Genomic DNA, 22,510 nt, shown 5'->3' with positions numbered 1-22,510 from the left:
TTGGAAGCGTCCCGCTTCTCGCTGGTGGTGTTCGAAAGATGGGCTCTGAAATTCGCAAGATCGGCATTGTCGGCGCCGGGCAGATGGGCAAGGGCATTGCTCAGGTCTGCGCGGTCGCGGGTTTCGATGTGGCGCTCAACGACCTATCGGAGAGCCGCATCGCCGCCGGACTGGACGACATAGCGACGTATCTCGCCAAGGCGGTGGAGCGCGGCCAGATCGACGAGGAGGCCCGCAAGGCCGCCGTCGCCCGCATCCATCCGGCCAAGGATTACGCCGCTTTCTCGGACAGCGACCTCGTGATCGAGGCCGCGACCGAGAATGAGGAGGTCAAGCGCGGCATCCTCACCGAGCTCGGCCCCAAGCTGCGGCCGGGCGCCTTCATCGCCACCAACACCTCCTCCATCTCGATCACCCGCCTCGCCGCGGTGACGGGGCGGCCGGAGCAGTTCATCGGCATTCATTTCATGAATCCGGTGCCGAAGATGCAGCTCGTCGAGGTGATTCGCGGCATCGCCACCGAGGATAAGACCTTCGAGGCGGCCAAGCAGTTCATCGGCGAGCTCGGCAAGACGGTGACTGTTTCGGAGGATTTTCCGGCTTTCATCGTCAATCGCATCCTGCTGCCGATGATCAATGAGGCGATCTACACGCTCTATGAGGGCGTCGGCTCGGTGGAGGCGATCGACACGGCGATGAAGCTCGGCGCCAATCATCCGATGGGGCCGCTCCAGCTCGCCGATTTCATTGGCCTCGACGTCTGCCTATCGGTGATGCAGGTGCTGCACGAGGGGCTGGCCGATTCGAAATACCGCCCCTGCCCGCTGCTGGTGAAATATGTCGAGGCCGGCTGGCTCGGCCGCAAGACGCAGCGCGGCTTCTACGATTACCGCAGCGGCACGCCCGTTCCGACGCGCTGAGGCGACGCCTGGAGCAGGGCCGCACGGCCGGAAAGCTCCGGGCTTTCAGAATCCAAGCTCGCTGTGTGAGCCGAGGCGCACCAATTCCAGCCTTTCAGCGTCAGGCTTGCGGTATATGAGCAATAGGTCGGGGCGAAGGTGGCAATCTCTGTGATCCTTCCATTCCCCGATCAATTCATGGTCGCAATATCGCGCTGGCAACAGCTGATCTGCAGCCAGAAGGTTGACGGCGTCCAAAAGCAGTTGATCGATTTTCTTGCCCAATACCCCTGACCGTTCGCGCCGATAATCGTGCCGGAAGCGCGAGGTATATTTAATCGCCCTCATTCAGGCTTCCGAGTAGGTTTTCGACGGCGCCGACATCGACGAGCTCGCCACGGCGAGCGGCCTTCATAGCCTCGATAGTTTCGGCGTTCGGCACGAGCAGCTCGAACGGCAACGCCTTGTCCGTCGCGATCCGAACCATCATGAGCCGGAAAGCGTCGGACACAGTCAAGCCGATGGTCGCCAGAACGGCGGCGGCTTCCTCTTTCACATGCTCGTCGATGCGCGCACGGACGACGGTGTTGGTCATGGCTCGTCTCCTTGGGCCACAATGTAGCACACGGGCGGCGGCCCTTCGACGGGAAACGCTGCTCAGGAGCCCGGTTAGGCCTGCGGCCTGCCGGGAATGACGCTCTCCGCCGCGCGTCTCGCGTGGCGCAGCACGGATGGAAACGCCCGCACGGCCAGCAACGCGGCGGTCGCCGCGGCGTAGAGCAGGGGCTCCGCTGGCCAGGATTTCACGATCAGCAGAAAATGCGCCGCCGCCAATATGGCCGCGACATAGACGAGCTTGTGCAGCCGCGCCCAGGCCGTGGCCCCGAGCCGGCGGATCGCGGCGTTGTTGGAGGTCGCGGCCAGAGGGACGAGGATGACGAAAGCCGCCATGCCGATCGTCACATAGGGCCGCTTCAAAATATCGCGGCCGATGGCGGGCCAGTCAAAGCCATGGTCGAGCGCGACATAGGCGGAAAGATGCAGCGCCGCATAATAAAAGGCGAGCAGCCCCAGCGCGCGGCGATAGCGAAAGAGATCGACGCCCGCCACGCGGCGCAGCGGCGAGATCAGCAGGCACAGCAGCAGAAAGCGCAGCGACCAGAGCCCGAGCTCCTGCTCGAGCGTCTTGATCGGCTCCGGCCCCAGTTGGTCCTGAAGGCCGAGATAAAAGGTCCATGCCGCCGGGACCAGGCCCGCGACATAGACGGCGAGCTTCGGGATGCGGAGAGCGGCGCGCATTTTAAAAATACCGCTCGAGGTCCATGCCGCCATAGAGCGAGGCGACCTGATCGGCATAGCCATTGTACATCAGCGTCGGCCGCCGCTTGGCGAAGAGCCCGCCCTCGCCGATTCGCCGCTCTGTCGCCTGGCTCCAGCGCGGATGGTCGACGTTTGGATTGACGTTGGAATAGAAGCCGTATTCGCGCGGATTTTGAATGTTCCAGGACGTCTTGGGCTGCGTCTCCACCAGCGATATGCGCACGATGGATTTGATGCCCTTGAAGCCATATTTCCACGGAACCACGAGCCGCAGCGGCGCGCCATTCTGATTGGGCAGCGTCTCGCCATAGAGGCCGACGGCGAGAATTGTGAGCGGATGCAGCGCCTCGTCGAGCCGCAGCCCCTCGACATAGGGCCAGGGCAGAAGCTGCAGCAGGCCCTTCTGGCCGGGCATCTCCTCCGGCCGCACCAGAGTCTCGAAGGCGACATATTTGGCGGAGCCCAAAGGCTCGGCGCGCTTCAATATCTCCGAGAGCTGGACGCCGATCCAGGGAATGACCATGGACCAGCCCTCGACGCAGCGCATGCGATAGACGCGCTCCTCCAGCGCATGCGGCTCGATGAGGTCCTCGAGAAGAAAGTCGGCAGGCTTGGCGACGAGCCCGTCGATCCGCACCTTCCACGGCTTGGTGGTCAACGTATGGGCGTTGTCGGCCGGATCGCTCTTGCGGCCGCCGAATTCGTAGAAATTATTATAGGCGAGCACATCCGTCCGCGGCGTCTTGGGCTCGCTCGTCGAGAAAGGGCTGCGCGTGGCGGCGAGCGGCGTCGCCTGCGCCGCGCCCGCGAAAGCGAGGCTCGCGCCGAACCCGGCGAGAAACTCGCGCCGCCGCAGATAGAGGGAGCGCGGCGTGATCTCGGATGGGGCGATATCGGGCGAATGACGAATCAGCATTTGCGCCTCGGGCAAAAAGAAAGAGCGGCTGGCCCTCATGGGTCCGCCGCTCCTATTTCGTCAGCCGGCGCGAGAGCGTTACGCCGCTCTCTGCCCTAGCGTCAGAGCGAGGCCGCGGGCATCGCCTCGAGCCGCGCAATTCCGGCGCGCACCGCGGACTGCACCTTCTCGAAGGCGCGGACCTCGATCTGCCGCACGCGCTCGCGAGAGACGCCGAACTCCTCGGACAAATCCTCGAGCGTCACCGGATCGTCGGAGAGACGACGCGCCTCGAAGATGCGGCGCTCGCGCGGGTTGAGCACGGTCAGCGCGCCGCGCAGCGCGTCGAGCCGATTATTGCTCTCCTCCTGATGCATGAGCACATGCTCCTGATCGGTGGAGGCGTCATCGACCAGCCAGTCCTGCCACTCGCCTTCGCCTTCCTCGCGCAGCGGCGCGTTCAGCGAGGCGTCGCCGGCCATGCGGCGGTTCATCTCGATGACGTCCTGCTTGGAGACGCCGAGGCGGGTGGCGATCGTCGCGACATGCTCGGGCGTGAGATCGCCGTCCTCGAAGGCCGAGATTTTGCTCTTGGCCTTGCGGAGATTGAAGAACAGCTTCTTCTGGCTCGCGGTGGTGCCCATTTTCACGAGCGACCAGGAGCGCAGGATATATTCCTGGATCGAGGCGCGGATCCACCACATGGCGTAGGTGGCCAGGCGAAAGCCGCGGTCCGGCTCGAAGCGCTTTACCGCCTGCATCAGGCCGACATTGCCCTCGGACACGATCTCGCCGATCGGCAGACCATAGCCGCGATAGCCCATGGCGATCTTGGCGACGAGCCGAAGGTGGGACGTGACGAGCTTTTGCGCGGCTTTCGGATCTTCGTGCTCGCGCCAGCGCTTTGCGAGCATATATTCTTCCTGCGGCTCCAGCATGGGGAACCGGCGGATTTCGGCGAGATAGCGCGCGAGGCCGCTTTCGCCGGAGACGATGGGCAGGGCGTTCGCCATTGATCACCTCCTGACGGGCTCCCGAAATGCGGCGAACCCGTAATGCGCGACCGCGAGCGCCGGCCGCAACGCCTCAATATAAACCGATCCGAGCATGGCCGAAAGATGGCTCTTCGCTAAGCGCCAAATGGCCGCCGGGTTAAATTTCTGTAATCTGCGTAGGGGCTTTGAAGAAGTCGTCACCGCTACTTAGCGCGGCGCGGCGCGGTGTCACGCGCTGCGCCTGCGCCGGCTCAGACCGTGACGACGATCTTGCCGATCTGCTCATTCGACTCGAGAAAGCGATGCGCCTCGACGATTCTCTCGAGCGGAAAGCTGCGCGCGATGATGGGCCGCAGGCTCCCCGCCGCCAATCCGTCCAGAATGAAGCGCACGCCGCGCTCGCGCTTTTGCGCGTCGCGCGTCACCGAGAACAGCGTGTAGCCCCGCAGCGTGAGCTGCTTGCGAATGGCGGCGAACAAGGGAAAAGGCGTCGGCTCGCTGGATAGAGCGCCATAGAGAAAAATGGTTCCGCCGACGGCCGCGGCTTCGGCGAGCGCTTCGACACCCGGTCCGCCGATCGGATCGAAGACGAGACGCGCGCCTTCGCCTTTGGTGATGCGCTGCGTCTTTTCGACGAGGTCTTCGCTCTCGGTCACGACGACATGGCTCGCGCCCGCTTTCTGCAACGCCTCGCGCTTGGCGTTCTTGCGTGTGACGGCGATCGGCGTCGCGCCGGCGGCTCTGGCGATCTGTATGGCGGCGAGGCCGACGCTGCTCGAGGCCGCAGTGACGATCACCGCATCGCCGGCGGAGACGCCGCCGATCTCGACCAGCGCGCCATAGGCGGTGAGATATTGCATCCAGATCGCCGCCGCCTCGCTCCAAGACAGCGATTTTGGATGCTTCGCCACCGCATGAGCGGGGACGATGGCGGCGTCGCCATAGACGCCATATTCGGTCATGGAGAAAGCCGGCATCGTGCTCACAGCGTCGCCGATGGAAAAGCCCGTCACGCCTTCGCCGATCGCCTCTATCTCGCCCGAGGCCTCATAGCCGAGCAGCGAGGGGAGGCGCGGCGCCTCGATATAGGCGCCGGAGCGGAACATGGATTCGGCGCGATTGAGGCCGATCGCGCGGACGCGCAGGCGAATCTCGCCCGGCTTCGGCGCGCCGAGCTCCATCTCGTCGATCTGGAGAACCTCCGGGCCGCCGAGACGATGAAAGAGAATGATGCGAGACATTTGCGGCTCCTTCGTTGATCGCCGCGGCGACGATAGCGATTCGTCGATGGAGCGAAAATTCGGCGAGCGCTCACAAGATCTGTGCGATAATTCCCCGATGGATTGGGAAGACCTCCGCTTTTTTCTGGCGCTGTCGCGTTGCGGCTCGTTGTCCGCCGCGGCGCGCGAGCTCGATGTCGACCATGCGACGGTCGGACGCCGCATCGCCGCTCTGGAGGCGTCGCTGGGCCTGCGGCTGATCGATCGTCTGCCGCGCAGCCGGCCGCTGACCGAAGATGGCGCGGCGATAGCGGCGACGGCGGAGCGCATGGAGGCGATCGCCGAGGAGGTTCTGAGGCGCTCGCGCGGGGCGTCGTTGACGCTCGCCGGTTCCGTTCGCGTCTCGCTTCCGCCGGTGCTGGCGACGCTCTGCGTCGCGCCGCGCATAGGGGCGTTGCAGCGCCTCCATCCGCAATTGCGCGTGGTGCTGCTTGCCTCCGCCAGCTTCGCGGCGCTCGATCGCGGCGAGGCGGATATTGCGATCCGCATGAGCCGGCCGGAAGAGGAGAGCGCCGTAGCGCGGCGTGTCGGCGCCATGCGCTTCGGTCTCTACGCCAGCGCCGATGTCGCGCGGCGGCCGGCGGAGGAATGGGAGTTCGTCGGCTTCGACGAATCGCTCGGCCATCTGGCGCAGCAGCGCTGGCTCCGCAAATTCGCCGGCGGGCGCAAAATCATCTTCGAGGCCAATGATCTCTTCGCCCAGCAGGCCGCCGCGCGCGTCGGAGCGGGAGCGGCGGTTCTTCCCGATTTCATGGGCGACGACGATCCGGGGCTCGTCGTCTTGCCGATCGAGCCGCCGCCGCCCAAGCGCGATCTCTGGCTGATCGCCTATCCCGATCTGCGCCGCTCGCCGGCGGTTCGCGCGGTCATGGATTTTCTCGCCGACTGCATCGCCGCCGAGCCGCGCTTGCGGCCGTGAGGCGGAACGAAACCCTCAGCCGGGCGGGGCGACGCGCCAGAACTCCGCGGCGCCGGGCGGGAGCGCCGACAGCGCGCGATCGAATTCCGCCCCATCCACGCAGGCGCGCAGAGCGCCGGCGACATCGACGATGGCGCTGTCGGGCGAAAAATTATGGTCTCGCCGTAAGGATCGGACTTCCTCCGTCAGCGCCGCTCGGGACGAGAATGGACGCGGCGGCTCCCCCACGTCCCAATCGGCGACGAAGATCGCGCGCAGCACTGGAGGAAGCGCGCCGGCGAAGCGAATGGCGTCCGAAATTTCGAGGCGCCGGCGGAATGTCAGCAGGACGCTCTGCGCCGTCGTATAGGCTTGATTGCGCGTCGTCAGCCCCGTTCGCTCGACGACGAGCCGCAGGAAGCGCTCGAACTCCTCGGAGGCGTGCTGATACTCCATCGGAATCGGCATGGCTCGTCGTCTCGTCGTCGCGGGTCAGCTCGTTGCGAGCGCCTTCTGCAAAGCCGCGAGATCTTCCGGCAATTCGCTCTCGAACATCAGCTCCTCGCGCGTCACCGGATGGGTGAAGCCCAGCGAGGCCGCGTGCAGCGCCTGACGCCCGAGGGTCTCCACGGCGGCGCGGGCGGCGGGGGAGAGCAGGGCGGTCTTGGTCTTGAAGCCGGCGCCATAGGTGGCGTCGCCGATCAGCGGATGGCCGGTATGCGCCATATGCACGCGAATCTGATGCGTGCGGCCGGTCTCCAGCTGGCAGGCCACCAGCGAAGCGGGGCCGAAGCTCTCGACCAGCTCCCAATGCGTCACCGCCTCGCGGCCGCGCTCCTCGGGCACGACGGCCATTTTCTCGCGCTGCGTCGAGTGGCGGCCGATGGGCGCCTCGATCACGCCGTGGCGACGTTCCGGCGCGCCCCAAACGAAGGCGAGATATTCGCGCACCAGATGCAGCTTGCGGCCGTGATCCTCGAAGAGGCGCGACAGGCCCTTATGCGCTGCATCGGTCTTGGCGACGACCAGCAGGCCGGAGGTGTCCTTGTCGATGCGATGCACGATGCCCGGCTTTTTGACGCCGCCTATGCCGGAGAGGGTGGCGCCGCAATGGGCGAGCAGCGCATTGACCAGCGTTCCCGTCTCATGGCCATGGGCGGGATGCACCACGAGGCCGGCGGGCTTGTCGACGACCAGCAGATGCGCGTCCTCGAACACCACATTCAACGGAATATTTTCGGGCTGCGGCTCGGCGGGCTCCGGCGGCGGCACGGCGAGGGTGACGGAATCGCCCGCAGCGAGGCGGCGGCTGGCGTCGCGGGCGGCGGCGGCGCCGATCGTCAGCCGTCCGTCCTCGATCAGCGACTTCAGCCGCGTGCGGGAGAGATGCGCGGCGACGAGCTCCGGCCGCTCGGCGAGGAAGCGGTCGAGCCGCGCCCCCGCCGCCTCCGGCGGAACCTCGAAGGAGAACAGAATATCGTCTTCCTCTTCGATCAAAGCGATTTCTGCGGCGCCTTCGCGCATGGATTTCCTTCTCGTGCTGTCGGCGTGCTAACCAGCGCGCCTGTCCTCGTTTTCGCATCGGAGCCCGCGCCATAACGCCCGCCCCTTCCTCGCCGAAATGCGTCGTCATCGGCGGCGGACCGGCCGGCCTGTTCGCCGCGGACCTGCTCTCGCGGCAAGGCGCGAGCGTGACCGTCTATGAGCGCAAGCCGAGCGTCGCCCGCAAATTTCTGATGGCCGGGCGCGGCGGCCTCAATATCACGCATAGCGAGCCCCTCGATAGATTTATCGCCCGCTATGGCGAAGCCGCAGATCGGCTCGGCCCGATCATCGGCGCCTTTCCGCCGCAGAGCCTGTGCGATTATTGCGCCGCGCTGGGAGAGGAGACCTTCGTCGGCTCCAGCGGGCGCGTCTTCCCTAAGAGCTTCAAGGCCTCGCCTCTGTTGCGGGCGCTGCTCGGGCGGCTCTCCGCCAATGGCGTGCGCATCGAGACGCGCGCCACTTTCGAGGGCTTTTCGGAGAGCGGCGCATTGCTGATCGCGGATGCGAGAGGCGAGCGCCGCGAGATCGCGGCGGACGCCACGATTCTGGCGCTCGGCGGCGCCTCATGGCCGCGTCTCGGCGCCGATGGCGGCTGGGTCGAGAGGCTGCGGGTGAAGGGCGTCGAGATCGCGCCGCTCCTTCCCGCCAATTGCGCCGTCGTCATCGATTGGCCGGCCGATTTCGCAAAGGCTTTCGAGGGGACGCCGCTGAAGACGATCGCGCTACGCCATGGCGAGGCGCGCAGTCTCGGCGATATTGTCGTCACGCGAAGGGGAATCGAGGGCGGTCCCGTCTATGCGCTCGCTTCCGCGCTCGGACGCGCGCTCGCGCGCGGCGAGGGCGCCACATTGCATGTCGATCTGCGCCCCAGCAGCATGGCGGAGGCGCTCGCGCAAAGGCTCGCGCGCCCGCGTGAAAAGCAATCGATGGCGAGCTTTCTGCGCAAGACGCTGCGGCTGACGAAATTGGAGATCGCGCTGCTGCGCCTCTGCGGGCCATTGCCGCAGGCGCCGGACGCGCTGGCGGAGCGCGTGAAAAATCTGCCGCTCGCCATCGTCGCGACGGCGGGCCTCGAGCGGGCGATCTCCACTGCCGGCGGCGTGCGCTTCGCGGCGCTCGACGATGATCTGATGCTGAAAAAGCTTCCCGGCGTCTTCGTCGCCGGCGAGATGCTCGATTTCGACGCGCCCACCGGCGGCTATCTGCTTCAAGCGAGCTTTTCGAGCGCTTTCGTGGCGGCTCGCGGCGCAGCGCGGCGCCTCAGGCTGGCGGAGCCGAAATGACGACCTCTCGTCTTCGGCCGCAATAGCACATCGTTTCTGCGGGATCGGCGCTAGCGAGCGAATTTCGCCGAATCGATAAAAGCCGCAATTAAGCCCATTGCGTCTATAGGAATTATAATCTTTAATGGCAGGTAATGTTTCGCACGAGGGGGATCATTCCATGACGGCTGCGGCTGCGGAGGCGTTCATTGCGGCGCCGGAAACGATCACGACGACGGGAGAGTTTCGCACCACCCAATCGCTTCTGCTGCCCGATGGCGGCCGTCCGAATTATCCGGTGCGCGTCGCGGCGGTGCTGGCCTATGCGCTGCTCCTGACCGCGGCGGTGAATTTCGCGCTGCCGCATACGGAGCCGACGACGGAAGAGCCGCTCGAGCTCGTCGTCGTGCCCAGCCCTGCGGTCGATCAGCCGCCGCCGGAGGAGATTCCGCAGCCCGAGGAGATCGACGACACGCCGCCGCCGCCCGAGGCGATCGAGCCTGTCGCGCCGATCGAGCCGCCGAAGCCGCCGGCGCCCAAGCCCGTTCCCAAAGTGGTGGAGAAAAAGCCGCCGACGCCGCGCCCCGCCGCCGCCGCGCGCCAGGACGCCGCGCCTTCGCAGGCCGCGACGGCCAACTCCAATGCGCAGCAATCCATCGCCGCCAATCAGTTCCTGTCCTGCATGCAGCGCTCGGCGCGCAGCGCGGCGCCGGACGGGCCTATTCCCAAGCATGGCCGCGTCGCCTATCGCGCGACATTCAGCGCCGGCGGCGCGATGACGGGCTTCAACATCGTCTCCTCCTCCGGCAACGCCACGCTGGACGCCATAGCGACGCGCGTCGGCTCGCGCTGCGGATCGCTGCCGGCGATCGGACGCGTCTTCGCCGTCAGCGGCGGCGTCGTCTTCTAATTCGCTCGAAAGCCGCGGCGAGGACGCTCGCCGCAAAAGTCTCTCTCGCCGACAAAGGACGAAAATCAAGATGAGTGATCCAGCAATCGGCGCGGCTTCGGCCGCCGTCGCCCACGCCCTCTCACCGGTCGAGCTGTTTCTGCAGGCGGATTCGATCGTCAAGACCGTCATCGTGCTGCTGCTGCTCGCTTCGGCCTGGGGTTGGGCCGTGATCGCCGAGAAGCTCATTCGCCTGTCGCTGCTGCATCGCCGCGCCAGCGCGCTCATCGAGAGCGTTCAGAACGATCTCCCGGTGACGGAGGTCGCGCCCGCCTTCCTCGCCGCGCCGGCCAGCGATCCGCTGGCGCAAGTCTACAAGGCCGCGGTGGAGGAGTATCAGCGCTCTTCCGATCTCGTCGCCTCCGAGGGGCAGCGCGACGCTCTGCAGGAGCGCGTGCATCGCGTGTCCGTGCTGGCCAGCGCCGCCGCGCTCGATCAGCTCCAGCAGCGTCTGCCGGGGCTGGCCACCATCGGCGCCGTCGGGCCTTTCGTCGGCCTGTTCGGCACGGTTTGGGGCATTATGAACTCCTTCCAGGGCATCGCCGCCTCCAACAACACCAGCCTCGCCGTGGTCGCGCCCGGCATCGCCGAGGCGCTGTTCGCCACCGCGCTCGGCCTCGTCGCCGCCATTCCGGCGGTGGTCTTCTACAACCGCATCAGCGGCGACATCGGCGCTTACGGCAAGCGCGTGACCGCCTTCATCGGCGTCTTCGAGGTCGAGCTGTCCCGTCATCTGTCGCGCAAGGGAGAGCGTCATGGCCTTCGCGTTGCGTAAGCACGATTCGGAATTCGATTCTCAGCCGATCGCCGATATCAATGTCACGCCGCTCGTCGATGTGATGCTCGTCCTGCTCATCGTCTTCATGGTCGCCGCGCCGCTGATGACCTCCGGCATTCCGGTCGATCTGCCGAAGGTGCAGGCCAAGCAGCTCAACGATCAGAAGCCGCCGATCGTCGTCAGCGTCGACGCGGGCGGAGGCTTCTTCGTCGATAAGCGCGAGGTTCCGGCGGACGGATTGCTCGCCGCGCTCAGCGACGGCAGCGACAACAGCAAGGATCGCCGCATCCATGTGCGCGCCGACAAGACCGTGCCTTACGGGCGCGTCGTCGAGGCCATGGGAGCGATCAACGCCGCCGGCTACTCCAAGGTGGCGCTGGTCTCCGAGGCGCCGACGGGCGGCGCGAAATCCGCCCCCGCGCCGTGATCGCATTCTCCCTCTCCCCGCGAGCGGGGAGAAGGAAGGCGGCGAAGGCCGCGATTTGCAAAGTGAGCGGACAGAAACCGCATGAATCTGCCCGCGCTTTTTCTTCGCTGACCTGTTTCGAGCTGACCCGGCTTTTCTAAATCCTCGACTTTTCACGCATCCTCGACTTGGCCCGACTACGGGTCGTCGGCGCAAACCCTCCCCAGGCGCGCTGGCGACCCGGTTTTTCGTTGGGGCTCTCAAAACGCCGTGCGGCGCTCCAGCGCTGCGGCCAGCGTGCCTTCGTCGAGATAATCCAGCTCGCCGCCGACCGGCACGCCATGGGCGAGGCGCGTCGTCTTCACGCCGAGCGGGGCCAGAAGATCGGCGAGATAATGCGCCGTCGTCTGCCCATCGACCGTGGCGTTCACGGCGATGATCGCCTCGCGCACGGAGCCTTCGCTCACGCGCTGCATCAGGCTCGCAATGTTGAGCTCATTGGGGCCGACGCCATCCAGGGGCGACAGAACGCCGCCGAGCACATGATAGCGCGCCGCCAGCAGTCCGGCGCGCTCCAGCGCCCAGAGATCGGCCACCGTCTCGACAATGACCAGAATGCCGGCGTCGCGCCGCCCGTCGCGGCAGATGGCGCAAGGGTCGCTGGTGTCGATATTGCCGCAGGTCGTGCAGGTGAGGATGCGCTCATGCGCGACGCGCATCGCCTCGCCGAGCGGGCCGAGCAATTCCTCGCGCTTGCGCATGAGATGCAGGACGGCGCGCCGCGCCGAGCGCGGCCCGAGCCCGGGCAATCGCGCCAGCAATTGCACGAGGCGCTCGATCTCGGGTCCGGCGATGCGTTCGGCCACTTTGTTTCGCTCGGAGCGATCAGAACGGCAGCTTCAGCCCCGGCGGCAGCTGCAATCCGCCGGTCACTTCCTTCATCTTCTCGGCGAGCGTCTCCTCCGCCTTGGCGCGCGCCTGCGCATGGGCGGTGACGATCAGATCCTCGAGAATGTCGCTCTCCTCCGGCTTCAGCAGGCTCGGATCGATGGCGAGGCGCTGCAGCGCGCCTTTGGCGGTCATCGTCACGCGCACCAGCCCGCCGCCGGCCTCGCCTTCCACCAGAGTCTGGTCGAGCTGCCCTTGCAGCTCGGCCATCTTCGATTGCATGGCCTGCGCCTGCTTCATCAGTCCCATGAAGTCGAGCATATTTCTCTCCTCGCGCAGCGACGTTTCACACGTCGTCCGGCTCCTCGTCGTCATAAGCCAATTCGGCGCCGGCCGTCGCGGCCTGCTCCGTCTCCTTGCCGCGCACGGCGACGATCTCCGCGCCGGGAAACCGCGCCAATATGCTCGCCACCAGCGGATCGGCCTCGATCCCGGAGCGCTTCTCGCTCTCGCGGGCCAAGGCCTCCTCGCGCAGCGTCGGCGCGCCGCCGGCGGCGAGCGCCACCAGCCAGCGCGTCCCGGTCCAGTCCTGCAGCTTCTGCATCAGCAGCTGCGGCAGCCGCGTCGAGCCGCCCGGCGTCAGCTCGAACTCGATGCGCCCCTGCTCGAAGCGCACGAGGCGAACTTCCGTCTCGAGCGCGATCTTCAATTGTATGTCGCGCTTCTCGCCGGCCAGGGCCACGAGCGCGCGGAAATCGGCGATTTTCACCCCCGTCGCCGGGGATGGCTCCGCGGCGCGGCGCTGGGCCGGCGCGGCGCTGGTCGCGAGTGCCGAAGGCGCTGGCGAGAAAGCCGCGGGCTTGGGCGAAACCTTGGGCGCCGGCGCGAGCGCGACCGGGGGCCGCTCGCCGGGCGCCGTCGACGGAGTCGGGCTCGGCGCCGGACGCGGCGCGCCGCTTTGGCCGAAGCCGAGCTTGCGCAGCGCCTCCTCCGGCGAGGGCATTTCGGCGGCGTGGGTCAGACGCACCAGCACCATATCGGCGCTGGCGAGCGGACGCGGCGAGCTGCGCAGCTCATCGACGCCCTTCATCAAAATCTGCCACGCCCGCGTCAGCACGGAAATGGAGAGCGTTCCCGCCGCATCGCCGCCGCGGCGGCGCTCCTCCTCGGTCAGCGCATTGGATTGCGCGGCGTCCGGCGCGAGCTTCAGCCGCGTCACCAGATGGGTGAATTCGGCCAGCTCCAGCAGAACTTGCGCCGGATCGGCGCCGCCGTCGTATTGGTCCTGCAGCAAAGCGATGGCGGCGGCGATCTCGCCCTTCATCGCCGCCTCGAAGAGATCGATGACGCGCGATTTGTCGGCGACGCCGAGCATCAGCCGCAGGTCCTGCGCGGCGATCGCGCCGCCGCCCGCCGCGCCATGGGCGATCGCCTGATCGAGCAGCGACAGCGCGTCGCGCGCCGAGCCTTCCGCCGCGCGGGCGACCATGGCCAGCGCCTCGTCCTCAATGGTCACGGCCTCGAGATCGCAAATCTTGCGCAAATGCGCGGCGAGCAGGCCGGCGTCTATGCGGCGCAGATCGAAGCGCTGGCAGCGCGAGCGCACGGTGACGGGAACCTTGTCGATCTCCGTCGTCGCGAAGATGAATTTCACATGTTCCGGCGGCTCTTCCAGCGTCTTCAGCAGGCCGTTGAAGGCGGCCTTGGAGAGCATATGCACTTCGTCGATGATGTAGACTTTGACGCGCGCCATCACCGGGCGATAGCGCGCGTTCTCGATGATCTCGCGAATATCGTCGATGCCGGTGTGCGAGGCGGCGTCCATCTCCAGCACATCGGGATGGCGCGAATCGATGATCGCCTGACAATGCGCGCCGAGCGCGTCCATATGGATCGTCGGGCGATCGACGGCGGGGCGGCCGCCCTCGGCGGGCAGCTCGTAATTGAAGGCGCGGGCGAGAATGCGCGCGGTGGTCGTCTTGCCGACGCCGCGCACGCCGGTCAACAGATAGGCCTGATGGATGCGGTTCAGCTCGAAGGCGTTCTCGAGCGTGCGCACCATCGGCTCCTGGCCGATGAGATCGGCAAAGCCGGAGGGGCGATATTTGCGCGCCAGCACGCGATAGGCGGCGGAAGGCGCGCCGGCGGCTTGCGGATCGGGAAACATCGCGTCATCCATGGCGGAAGTCTAAAGGCTCGCGACCGCCTTATCCACCGCCATGCGGCGAAAATCTAGACGCTTCTCCCGTCGACGTGTGTCGACGCCAGCGCGCGCGGATCGACGCCGTCGAGGCAATTGACGTTGACCGCGACCATTTGCGCGCCATCCGGCGACACGCCCTGGGCGAAGGGCTCGATCCCGCAGATCTTGCAGAATCGGTGAGCGATCATCTTCTTGTTGAAACGATATTCGACGAGAGCATCCTCGCCCGAGCTCAAGTGGAATTTTTCCGCGGGCGTAAAGCTCAAGACGGCGCCCAGTCGCTGACAACGGGAGCAATTGCATGTGATGGTGTGGTCGAGGTCCAGCGTCGCCTCGAATGTCACCGCCCGACATTGGCAGGAGCCGTGATACGACGCATCGCCCATATGCAAAATTCTCCGCAAAACCTAAAGTGGGAGGCTGGACGAAGACCCGCCCGGAACTCGTTAGGGCTGCTTCCTTCCGGACCTGACCCGGTTGGCGAGTGGAGCGTCCACCGCCAACCTCCCGCGCCCTATGTGGCAAAACTCGCGCGCCGGCGCAAGGGCGCCTTTGCTAATGCTCCCCCTTGCCCGCCTCGCGCGCCTTGGCGGCGAGCTTCTCGGTCTGCTCGCTGATGTCGGCGATGATCTTGCTGGCCGCCTCCTGGTTCGCCTTGGCCGCCTGCTCTCCCGCGCTCTGGGCGGAGACGAAGGCTTCCTTGGCGAGGTTGGAGCACAGCTCGCCGACGCGCGAAGCGCGGGCGAAGAAATCGCCATAGGCGTTGCGGTAGAATTCCGACTGCAATTGCATGATGTCGTCGATCTTCTGCACGCGCAGCAGCTTCTCGAAATAGTTGCGGCTATTGTCGAGCGACTGCTTGGAGTAGTCGGTCGCCTCCTCCGCTATGGCGCGCAGGCTCTTGGCCGTCGAGCTGGTCGCGGTGTTGAAGGCGTCGAGCTGATATTTTCCGAGATCGCGAAAATCGTCGAAATTCAGATTGGCCATTGCATCCTCCCGCCGGTCGCGGCGCGGGGGAGGCGGCCCTCCCAGGCTACGCGCACGCGACACTGCTCGCTGGCGCGATTCTCGGAAATGCGCGGCGCGAGGGCAAATCGTGGAAACCACGTAATCGCGCCTGCGACGGCTCTGTCCGTGGATTTCATCCCTCTTATAAAATCCTCTGGAATAGAAATGGTCAATTCTTCGGCTCTGCGTTCTTTCTAGAGATATCGAGAACGCAGACACCAGACCAAGAAGCGAACACTAAAAACGCAATTGCTAAGTGTACTGTAACCAAAACTCTCGATTCGCCACGTTCAACAAAGTTTCTTATTATTTGCAAGAACCCAAATTTCCAAGTCGGAAGCACAACTGCTGCCAAAACAATTAAAAAAACAAAAGTAAGTAAAATTTTCATACCGGCGTCGCCATTTTTTACATAGCGCGTCATAACGTATTTTCGAAAAATATCTAAATTAGTATATATTATATATGATATAAATAAAACAGTCAGCGCAAAGTAAGTTATAACAATAGAATATAATGCTAGAAATCCAAATGTATCTACAAAATTAATTGCTTTAAGCAAATGCATTATTCCCAAAAACACGCCTGTCGAAATATAAATCAGCCCCACGAGTCCCTTGAAAAAATCTGTTGGGTCCTGCTCTTCTTTTGTTTCGGTTGTCATAATCAAATCGTCAGCTGAGCGCCCAGCTCCACCACGCGGTCGGTCGGTATGGAGAAGAAGTCGGTGGCGTTGGCCGATTGCCGGGTCAGAGCGACATAGAGCTTGTCCTGCCAGACCGGCATTTCCGAGGCCGGGCTCTCCTTGATCGAGCGGCGGCCGAGGAAGAAGGAGGTGGTCATAATGTCGTATTTGACCCCCGCCTTGCGCATCGCCGCCAGCGCCGCCGGCACGCGCGGGCTCTCCATGAAGCCGAAATGCAGCGTCGCGCGGGTGAAGTCGGGCGCGAGCTTCTCGATCTCGAAACGCTTTTCCGCCGGCACGCGCGGCGTGTCCTCCGTGTTCACGCATATGACCAGCACGCGCTCGTGCAGCACCTTATTGTGCTTGAGATTATGCAGCAGCGCGGTGGGCGCTACCTCCGGGTCGCTGGTCAGGAAGACGGCCGTGCCGGGCACGCGCGTCGGCTTGGATTTCTCCAGCATGGCGATGAGATCGCGGATCGGGATCGAATCGCGATGCGTCTTCTCGGCGAGCAAGGATGTGCCGCGCACCCAGGTCCACATCACCACCATGGAGCCGCCGCCGAGCAGCAGCGGAACCCAGCCGCCCTCGACCACCTTCATCAGATTGGCGGCGAGAAAGGCGAGATCGACGGTCAGGAAGGCCAGGATGAACAGCGACGCCGCCCAGAGCGGCCAATGCCATTTGCGCCACACCACGATGAAGGCGAGCGCCGTCGTCGTCACCATCGTGCCGGTGACGGCGATGCCATAGGCCGAGGCGAGCGCGCTCGAGCTCTTGAAGGCCGTGACCAGCACCAGCACGCCGATCAGCAGCAGCCGGTTCACGCGGCCGATATAGATCTGCCCCTCCTGCGTCGCGGAAGTGTGGGTAATCTCGAGGCGCGGCAGCAGGCCGAGCTGTATCGCCTGGCGCACGATGGAGAAGGCGCCGGTGATGACCGCCTGGCTGGCGATGACGGTGGCGAGGGTCGAGAGAATGACCAGCGGCAGCAGCGCCCAGTCCGGCGCCAGCAGGAAGAAGGGATTCTCGATCGCCTTGGGATCGGCGAGGATCAGCGCGCCCTGGCCGAGATAATTGAGGAACAGCGCCGGCAGCACGAAGAAGATCCAGGCGATCTGGATCGGCGCGCGGCCGAAATGGCCCATATCGGCGTAGAGCGCCTCGGCGCCGGTGACGACGAGGAAGACCGAGCCCAGCACGGCGAAGCCGACCCAGCCATGGGTCAGCAGAAAGACGAAGCCGTGGCGCGGATCGAAGGCGCGCAGAACCTGTGGCGCATCGCCGATATGGGAGGCGCCGAGCGCCGCTATCACGATGAAGAAGATCGCCATCACCGGGCCGAACAGCGCGGCGACGCGCGCCGTGCCATGGCTCTGCCCCCAGAACAGCGAGACGAGAATCGCAACTGTGATGGGAAAGACGAACTCGCCGAATTTCGGATTGACGATCTCGAGGCCCTCGACCGCCGAGAGCACGGAGATGGCCGGCGTGATGATGGCGTCGCCGGAGAATAGCGCCGCGCCGGCGACGCCGAGAAGGAAGACCGGCCTCGCGCGCCGGCCCAGCGCGATCTGCGCCAGCGCCATCAGCGAGAGAATGCCGCCCTCGCCGCGATTGTCGGCGCGCATCAGGAAGAACACATATTTCGCGGTGACGGTGAAGATCAGCGCGAAAATGAGCAGCGAGATCGTGCCGATGACGACATCCTCGCCGAGCCCGCCGGATTTGGCGTGGGCGAGCGACTCGCGCAGCGCATAGAGCGGGCTGGTGCCGATGTCGCCATAGACGACGCCGATCGAGCCGATGATGAGGCCCGCGCTCGTCGCCGAGCCGTGTCCCTCGGCGACGGGCGCCGGCTGCGTCGCCGCCGCGCCCTCCGTGTCGCATCGAGAGGAAGAGCCCGCCGCGTCACGCGCCACATTGGGATCCATGGAAATTTCCTCGAATGACATCGGAATGCGCGGGCGCGCCGCCGGTCCCTCGACATGCTGTTCGACATGCTCGGACCCGGCTGCGCCGGCGCGGCGATATACGCCTGTTCCAGATGGAAGAGAAGCCGCCGCCGGCCATTTCTGAGGAAAATCCCTTAGACGCCGGCGGTTGCGATGCGGCGTTCGCCGGCCGGGCTGGCCTCGCGGCCGCGGCGATGCTATGGCCGAGCCCTCGTCACATCGTCCCCGGCGACCCCGGCGACGCGAACGCTCGGAATATGATCGCGATTGTCCTCGGAGGCGTCGGCCTCCTCGTCTGGCTCTATCTCCTGCTCGGCAATGGCGGCTTCTGGCGCCTGACCGAGCACGACCGCCGTTTCGTCCCCAAGGGCGCGCAAGTCCCCATGGGCGTCCGCGTCGTCGCCGTCATTCCGGCGCGCGACGAGGCCGACGTCGTCGCCATCGGCCTGCGATCTTTGTTCCGCCAGGAGTTCTCCGGCCGGCTCGAGATCGTCCTCGTCGATGACGAGAGCTCCGACGGCACGGCCGAGGTCGCCCGCGCCTGCGCCCGCGAGGAAGGCGCCGAGGAGCGCCTCACAGTGCTCCAGGGTCGACCGGAGCAGGGCTGGACCGGCAAGCTCGCGGCCATGGACCGCGGCGTCGCCCATGTCCTTTCCAGCGGCGTCTCGCCCGATTTCATCTTGTTCTGCGACGCCGACATCGCCTTCGCCCCCGGCCTCGTCGAGCGGCTCGTCGCCGGGGCGGCGGCGCGCGGGACGGTGCTCTCCTCGCTGATGGTCAAGCTGCGTTGCGAGAGCCTCGCCGAGCGCTGGTTCGTGCCGGCTTTCGTCTTCTTCTTCCAGATGCTCTACCCCTTCCCGCGCGTGAACGACCCGAAAAGCCCGGTCGCCGGGGCGGCCGGCGGGGTGATGCTGGTGCGCCCCGCGGCGCTGGAGGAGGCCGGCGGCCTGCAACAAATCCGCGGCGCGCTGATCGACGATTGCGCGCTCGGCAAGCTCATGAAGAAGCAGGGGCCGATCTGGCTCGGCCTCACCGACGACGCCTGGAGCCTGCGGCCCTATCCGCATTTGCGCGATATAGAGCAGATGGTGACGCGCTCCGCCTATGCGCAATTGGGCTATTCGCCCTGGCGGCTGGCCGGCGCTGTCCTCGGCATGGGCCTCGTCTATCTCGCGCCGCCCATTCTCGCCTTCGCGGCGCCGGAGCCCGCGGCTTATATCGCGCTCGTCGCCTATCTATTGATGGCGCAGTCCTATATGCCGTCTCTGCGTTTCTACGGACGCAATCGGCTCGGCGCCTTCGCCTTGCCGGCGGTCGCGGCCTGCTATACGTGGTTCACGCTATTGTCGGCTTGGCGGCACACACGCGGGCGCGGCGGCGCCTGGAAGGGCCGCTACCAGGCCCCCTGAGGAGGATGAGCGATCACATGAGCGACATCGCCGCCGCCGCTTCGGGGAAGGGCCATAAGGACGAGAATTTCCCCGTCGCCTCTCTCTTCGCGCCGCGCCATCGCGCGGCCGTCCTCGCCTTTTACGATTTCGTGCGCGCCGCGGACGATATCTCCGACCATGCGACGCTCCCGGGCGATCAGAAGATCGCCATGCTGGACCGCATGGAGGCGGCGCTGCTCGGCTCCGGCGAGGATATCCCCGTCGCAGCAAAGCTGCGCGCCGAGCTGGCCGTCCGCGGCCTCGAGCCCCGCCATGCGCAGGATCTGCTCATCGCCTTCCGCCGCGACGTGACGCAATTGCGCTATCGCGACTGGGACGATCTCATCGATTACTGCCGCTATTCGGCCATGCCGGTCGGCCGCTTCGTGCTCGACGTCCATGGCGAGGATCGCGCGCGGACATGGGGGCCGAATGACGCGCTCTGCGCGGCGCTGCAGATCATCAATCATCTGCAGGATTGCGCGAAAGATTATCGCAATCTCGATCGCGTCTATCTGCCGCAGGACATGCTCGCCGCCAATGGCGCGAGCGTCGAGATGCTCGCCGCCGATCGCGCCTCGCCGCAGCTCGCCGCGACATTGCGCGCGCTGGCCGAGCGCACGCAGGGGCTGCTGAAGGAGAGCGCGCCTTTCGCCGATCTCATCGTCGACACGCGCCTCGCCATGGAAGTGGGCGCGATCCAGCGCCTCGCCGAGACGCTCACCGCGCGGCTGCGTGTCGCCGATCCGCTGAGCGAGAAGGTTCACGCCTCCAAGCGCCAATATCTGCTCACGGCGCTGGCCGGCGCCGGGATCACTCTGCTGCGCCGGCTCGTCTCGCCGCGCGCCGCCTCCGCCGCGAGCGTCGCGCGATGAGCATGGAGACGATCGCCCCCGAGGCGCCGCGGGTCGCCGCGAAAAGCTCTTTCTATCTCGCCATGCGCATTCTCGAGCCCGAGCGGCGCGATGCGATGTATGCGATCTATGGCTTCTGCCGCGCCGTCGACGACATTGCGGACGAGGAGGGCGACCGCGCCCTACGCCTCTCCCAGCTCGACGATTGGCGGCGCGATCTCGATGCGCTCTACGCCGGCCGCACGCATAAGCGTTGCGCCGATCTGGCGCGGCCGGTGCGCCGCTTCGGCCTCGAGCGCGCCGATTTCGAGGCGGTCATAGACGGGATGGCCATGGATGTCGTCGAGGACATTCGCGCGCCCGAGTGGGATCGGCTCGATCTCTATTGCGATCATGTCGCGAGCGCCGTGGGGCGCTTGTCGGTGCGCGTCTTCGGCCTCGCCGATGAGGCGGAGAGCGCCGGCGGCGCGCTGCCGACCAAGGCGCGCATGCTCGCCTATCACATGGGCCGCGCCTTGCAGCTCACCAATATTCTGCGCGATCTCGACGAGGACGAGGCGCGCGGGCGGCTCTATCTCCCGCGCGAGGCGCTGGAGGCCGCGGGCGTCGCCGATTTCTCGCGCGGCGCAGTGCTGGCGCACCCCGGCCTTCAGCAAGTCTGCGCTGCAGTGGCCGAGCGCGCGCGCAAGCATTACGCGGAATCGGAGCTGCTGATGCGCGTCTCGCCGCAGCGCGCGGTGAAGGCGCCCTATCTGATGGCGACGGCCTATCGCTCGGTTCTCGATCGTCTGGTGGCGCGCGGCTTCGCGCCGCCGCGCGCGCCGGTCTCCGCCTCGCGGACGAAAGTCCTGCTGGCCCTGCTGAGATTCGCGCTGACGTGAGCGGAACGACGCATATCATCGGCGCGGGTCTCGCCGGCCTCTCCTGCGCCATTCGTCTGACCGACGAGGGCCGCAGCGTCGCGCTCTATGAAGCCGCGCGCATGGCGGGCGGGCGCTGCCGGTCCTATTATGATTCCAGCCTCGATCTCGTCATCGACAATGGCAATCATCTGCTGCTCTCCGGCAACGCCACGGCGCTGGATTACGCCCGCCGCATCGGCTCGGTGGATGAGCTGGTCGGGCCGAAGGAATGCGCCTTCGACTTTTTGGACACGCGCGACGGAACGCGCTGGCGCATGAGGCCGAACGCCTCGCGCCTGCCCTGGTGGATTTTCGTGGCGGATCGCCGCGTGCCCGGCACGGCGCCTGCGGATTATCTCGGCGCGATCGGCATTCTCCTCGCCAAAAAGGGCGCGACCATCGGCGAGGCGATGAATTGCTCGGGCGTGCTCTATGAGCGGCTGTGGGGGCCGGTGCTGCTCTCCGCGCTCAATACGGAGCCGCGCTGCTCCTCCGCCGCGCTCGCCGCCGCCGTGCTGCGCGAGACGCTGGCCGCTGGCGGCGCCGCTTGCCGTCCGCTGGTCGCGCGGCGCGGGCTCGGGACGGCGTTCATCGAGCCGGCGCTGAACGCTCTCGCCGCGCGCGGCGCCGCGCCGCGTTTCGCCGCGCGGCTGAAGGGAATCGAATTTTCCGAAGAGCGCGCCACAGCGCTCGATTTCGGCGACGAGAAAATCGCGCTCGGCGAGAATGACAGCGTCGCGCTCGCCGTCCCGCCCTGGGCCGCGCAGGAGCTCGTTCCGGGCCTCGTCGCGCCGGATGATTTCCGCGGCATCGTCAATGCGCATTTCAAGATCGCGCCGCCGCCGGGGCAGCCGGCGCTGCTCGGCATGATCGGCTCGCTCACCGAATGGCTGTTCGCTTTCGAGGACAGGCTCTCGGTGACGATCAGCGGCGCCGATCGGCTGATGGACGAGTCCCGCGAGAGCCTCGCCGAGCGCATATGGGCCGAGGCAGCCGCCGCCACGGGCCTGCCGGCGGCGCTGCCGCAATGGCAGATCGTCAAGGAAAAGCGCGCCACTTTCGCCGCGACGCCGGCGCAGCAGCAGCGCCGCCCCGGCGCTGTGACGGGGTGGCGCAATCTCTTCCTCGCCGGCGATTGGACTGCGACCGGCCTTCCGGCGACGATCGAGGGCGCGATAAGGTCGGGCTATCGCGCGGCGGAGCTGGCGGGGCGTTCATAGGTCGAGCCCGCCGCCGCCGTCATCGCGAGGAGCGTAGCGACGACGCGATCCAGGGACCGCCCCACGGCTCTGGATTGCTTCGCTGCGCTCGCAATGACGATGGGCAGAGGGAGCGCGTGCAGACAAAAGCGAGCCTGA

At 66.1% G+C, this 22,510-nt stretch carries 25 protein-coding genes and 1 other RNA gene; 10 read left to right on the top strand and 16 right to left on the bottom strand.

Features of this window, described 5'->3' with window-relative positions; translation table 11 throughout:
* Positions 1-38: 38 nt before the first annotated feature.
* Complete coding sequence (locus EDE12_RS01370; protein WP_024878365.1) at positions 39-920, top strand: 3-hydroxybutyryl-CoA dehydrogenase; 882 nt, start codon at positions 39-41, stop codon at positions 918-920.
* Between the two features lie 45 nt (positions 921-965).
* On the opposite strand, the gene EDE12_RS01365 is transcribed toward EDE12_RS01370, so the two are convergent.
* The 6 genes from EDE12_RS01365 to EDE12_RS01340 all read right to left on the bottom strand — a co-directional run bounded on the left by EDE12_RS01365 (position 966) and on the right by EDE12_RS01340 (position 5,350).
* The gene (locus EDE12_RS01365) at positions 966-1,247 is read right to left on the bottom strand and encodes a type II toxin-antitoxin system YafQ family toxin (RefSeq protein ID WP_024878366.1); all 282 of its coding nucleotides are present in this window, start codon (positions 1,245-1,247) and stop codon (positions 966-968) included.
* Positions 1,234-1,494 (bottom strand): type II toxin-antitoxin system RelB/DinJ family antitoxin, encoded by a 261-nt coding sequence (locus EDE12_RS01360; RefSeq protein WP_024878367.1) that lies wholly within the window; start codon positions 1,492-1,494, stop codon positions 1,234-1,236. The genes EDE12_RS01365 and EDE12_RS01360 overlap by 14 nt, the downstream gene beginning before the upstream one ends.
* Positions 1,495-1,568: 74 nt before the next feature.
* On the bottom strand, positions 1,569-2,198 hold the full coding sequence (gene msrQ, locus EDE12_RS01355) for a protein-methionine-sulfoxide reductase heme-binding subunit MsrQ (protein WP_084768606.1): 630 nt from the start codon (positions 2,196-2,198) through the stop codon (positions 1,569-1,571).
* A gap of 1 nt (position 2,199) precedes the next feature.
* Positions 2,200-3,135, bottom strand: coding sequence for a protein-methionine-sulfoxide reductase catalytic subunit MsrP (msrP, locus tag EDE12_RS01350; RefSeq protein ID WP_026599936.1), 936 nt, complete (start codon positions 3,133-3,135; stop codon positions 2,200-2,202).
* A 101-nt stretch (positions 3,136-3,236) separates the two neighbouring features.
* Complete coding sequence (rpoH, locus tag EDE12_RS01345; RefSeq protein ID WP_026599937.1) at positions 3,237-4,127, bottom strand: RNA polymerase sigma factor RpoH; 891 nt, start codon at positions 4,125-4,127, stop codon at positions 3,237-3,239.
* Between the two features lie 233 nt (positions 4,128-4,360).
* Complete coding sequence (locus EDE12_RS01340; RefSeq protein WP_026599938.1) at positions 4,361-5,350, bottom strand: zinc-dependent alcohol dehydrogenase family protein; 990 nt, start codon at positions 5,348-5,350, stop codon at positions 4,361-4,363.
* A 97-nt stretch (positions 5,351-5,447) separates the two neighbouring features.
* Between EDE12_RS01340 and EDE12_RS01335 the strand changes: the two genes are divergently transcribed.
* Positions 5,448-6,308, top strand: a complete 861-nt coding sequence (locus tag EDE12_RS01335; protein WP_026599939.1) for a LysR family transcriptional regulator — start codon at positions 5,448-5,450, stop codon at positions 6,306-6,308.
* 15 nt (positions 6,309-6,323) lie between these two features.
* Here the strand turns inward: EDE12_RS01335 and EDE12_RS01330 are convergent, their stop codons facing one another.
* Positions 6,324-6,755 (bottom strand): DUF2267 domain-containing protein, encoded by a 432-nt coding sequence (locus tag EDE12_RS01330; protein WP_024878373.1) that lies wholly within the window; start codon positions 6,753-6,755, stop codon positions 6,324-6,326.
* Positions 6,756-6,779: 24 nt separating this feature from the next.
* The gene (locus tag EDE12_RS01325) at positions 6,780-7,811 is read right to left on the bottom strand and encodes an RluA family pseudouridine synthase (protein ID WP_026599940.1); all 1,032 of its coding nucleotides are present in this window, start codon (positions 7,809-7,811) and stop codon (positions 6,780-6,782) included.
* A 2-nt stretch (positions 7,812-7,813) separates the two neighbouring features.
* Here EDE12_RS01325 and EDE12_RS01320 point away from each other — a divergent pair, with 2 nt between their 5' ends.
* The 4 genes from EDE12_RS01320 (at position 7,814) to EDE12_RS01305 (ending at position 11,248) form a co-directional block, all read left to right on the top strand.
* Positions 7,814-9,115 carry a TIGR03862 family flavoprotein gene (locus tag EDE12_RS01320; RefSeq protein WP_348630677.1) on the top strand — a complete coding sequence of 434 codons (1,302 nt, stop codon included), beginning with the start codon at positions 7,814-7,816 and terminating at the stop codon, positions 9,113-9,115.
* 160 nt (positions 9,116-9,275) lie between these two features.
* Complete coding sequence (locus EDE12_RS01315; protein ID WP_051592616.1) at positions 9,276-10,004, top strand: hypothetical protein; 729 nt, start codon at positions 9,276-9,278, stop codon at positions 10,002-10,004.
* Between the two features lie 70 nt (positions 10,005-10,074).
* Complete coding sequence (locus EDE12_RS01310; protein ID WP_024878377.1) at positions 10,075-10,818, top strand: MotA/TolQ/ExbB proton channel family protein; 744 nt, start codon at positions 10,075-10,077, stop codon at positions 10,816-10,818.
* Positions 10,799-11,248, top strand: a complete 450-nt coding sequence (locus tag EDE12_RS01305) for a biopolymer transporter ExbD (protein ID WP_024878378.1) — start codon at positions 10,799-10,801, stop codon at positions 11,246-11,248. The genes EDE12_RS01310 and EDE12_RS01305 overlap by 20 nt, the downstream gene beginning before the upstream one ends.
* 239 nt (positions 11,249-11,487) lie before the next feature.
* Here the strand turns inward: EDE12_RS01305 and recR are convergent, their stop codons facing one another.
* The 8 genes from recR to EDE12_RS01265 form a co-directional block, all read right to left on the bottom strand.
* On the bottom strand, positions 11,488-12,093 hold the full coding sequence (gene recR / locus EDE12_RS01300; RefSeq protein ID WP_018267060.1) for a recombination mediator RecR: 606 nt from the start codon (positions 12,091-12,093) through the stop codon (positions 11,488-11,490).
* 19 nt (positions 12,094-12,112) lie between these two features.
* Positions 12,113-12,436 (bottom strand): YbaB/EbfC family nucleoid-associated protein, encoded by a 324-nt coding sequence (locus EDE12_RS01295; RefSeq protein WP_018267059.1) that lies wholly within the window; start codon positions 12,434-12,436, stop codon positions 12,113-12,115.
* Between the two features lie 25 nt (positions 12,437-12,461).
* Positions 12,462-14,294: a DNA polymerase III subunit gamma/tau gene (locus EDE12_RS01290; protein WP_026599942.1), complete on the bottom strand. Its 1,833-nt coding sequence runs from the start codon at positions 14,292-14,294 to the stop codon at positions 12,462-12,464.
* 53 nt (positions 14,295-14,347) lie between these two features.
* Entirely contained in the window at positions 14,348-14,704 is a 357-nt protein-coding gene (locus EDE12_RS01285; protein ID WP_024878381.1) for a GFA family protein, read from the bottom strand.
* 25 nt (positions 14,705-14,729) lie between these two features.
* Positions 14,730-14,827, bottom strand: an RNA gene (ffs, locus tag EDE12_RS01280) — signal recognition particle sRNA small type.
* 46 nt (positions 14,828-14,873) lie between these two features.
* A complete protein-coding gene (locus tag EDE12_RS01275; RefSeq protein WP_026599943.1) occupies positions 14,874-15,305 on the bottom strand; it encodes a phasin family protein in 432 nt (143 codons plus the stop codon).
* 190 nt (positions 15,306-15,495) lie between these two features.
* Positions 15,496-15,990: a hypothetical protein gene (locus tag EDE12_RS01270; protein WP_134187962.1), complete on the bottom strand. Its 495-nt coding sequence runs from the start codon at positions 15,988-15,990 to the stop codon at positions 15,496-15,498.
* 2 nt (positions 15,991-15,992) lie between these two features.
* The gene (locus tag EDE12_RS01265) at positions 15,993-17,945 is read right to left on the bottom strand and encodes a potassium transporter Kup (RefSeq protein ID WP_245275836.1); all 1,953 of its coding nucleotides are present in this window, start codon (positions 17,943-17,945) and stop codon (positions 15,993-15,995) included.
* A 278-nt stretch (positions 17,946-18,223) separates the two neighbouring features.
* Here EDE12_RS01265 and EDE12_RS01260 point away from each other — a divergent pair, with 278 nt between their 5' ends.
* The 4 genes from EDE12_RS01260 to hpnE are packed head-to-tail and all read left to right on the top strand — an operon-like array spanning position 18,224 to position 22,372.
* Positions 18,224-19,375: a glycosyltransferase gene (locus EDE12_RS01260; protein WP_026599945.1), complete on the top strand. Its 1,152-nt coding sequence runs from the start codon at positions 18,224-18,226 to the stop codon at positions 19,373-19,375.
* A 17-nt stretch (positions 19,376-19,392) separates the two neighbouring features.
* Positions 19,393-20,271 (top strand): squalene synthase HpnC, encoded by an 879-nt coding sequence (hpnC, locus tag EDE12_RS01255; RefSeq protein ID WP_036291313.1) that lies wholly within the window; start codon positions 19,393-19,395, stop codon positions 20,269-20,271.
* The gene (gene hpnD / locus EDE12_RS01250; protein WP_084484763.1) at positions 20,268-21,131 is read left to right on the top strand and encodes a presqualene diphosphate synthase HpnD; all 864 of its coding nucleotides are present in this window, start codon (positions 20,268-20,270) and stop codon (positions 21,129-21,131) included. The genes hpnC and hpnD overlap by 4 nt, the downstream gene beginning before the upstream one ends.
* Entirely contained in the window at positions 21,128-22,372 is a 1,245-nt protein-coding gene (hpnE, locus tag EDE12_RS01245; protein ID WP_026599947.1) for a hydroxysqualene dehydroxylase HpnE, read from the top strand. The genes hpnD and hpnE overlap by 4 nt, the downstream gene beginning before the upstream one ends.
* The last annotated feature ends 138 nt before the right edge of the window (positions 22,373-22,510 follow it).

Source organism: Methylosinus sp. sav-2 (assembly GCF_004366495.1).
Lineage (GTDB): Bacteria > Pseudomonadota > Alphaproteobacteria > Rhizobiales > Beijerinckiaceae > Methylosinus.
The sequence above is the reverse complement of the archived record's forward strand: the minus strand, read 5'-3'. Positions and strand labels throughout refer to the sequence as shown.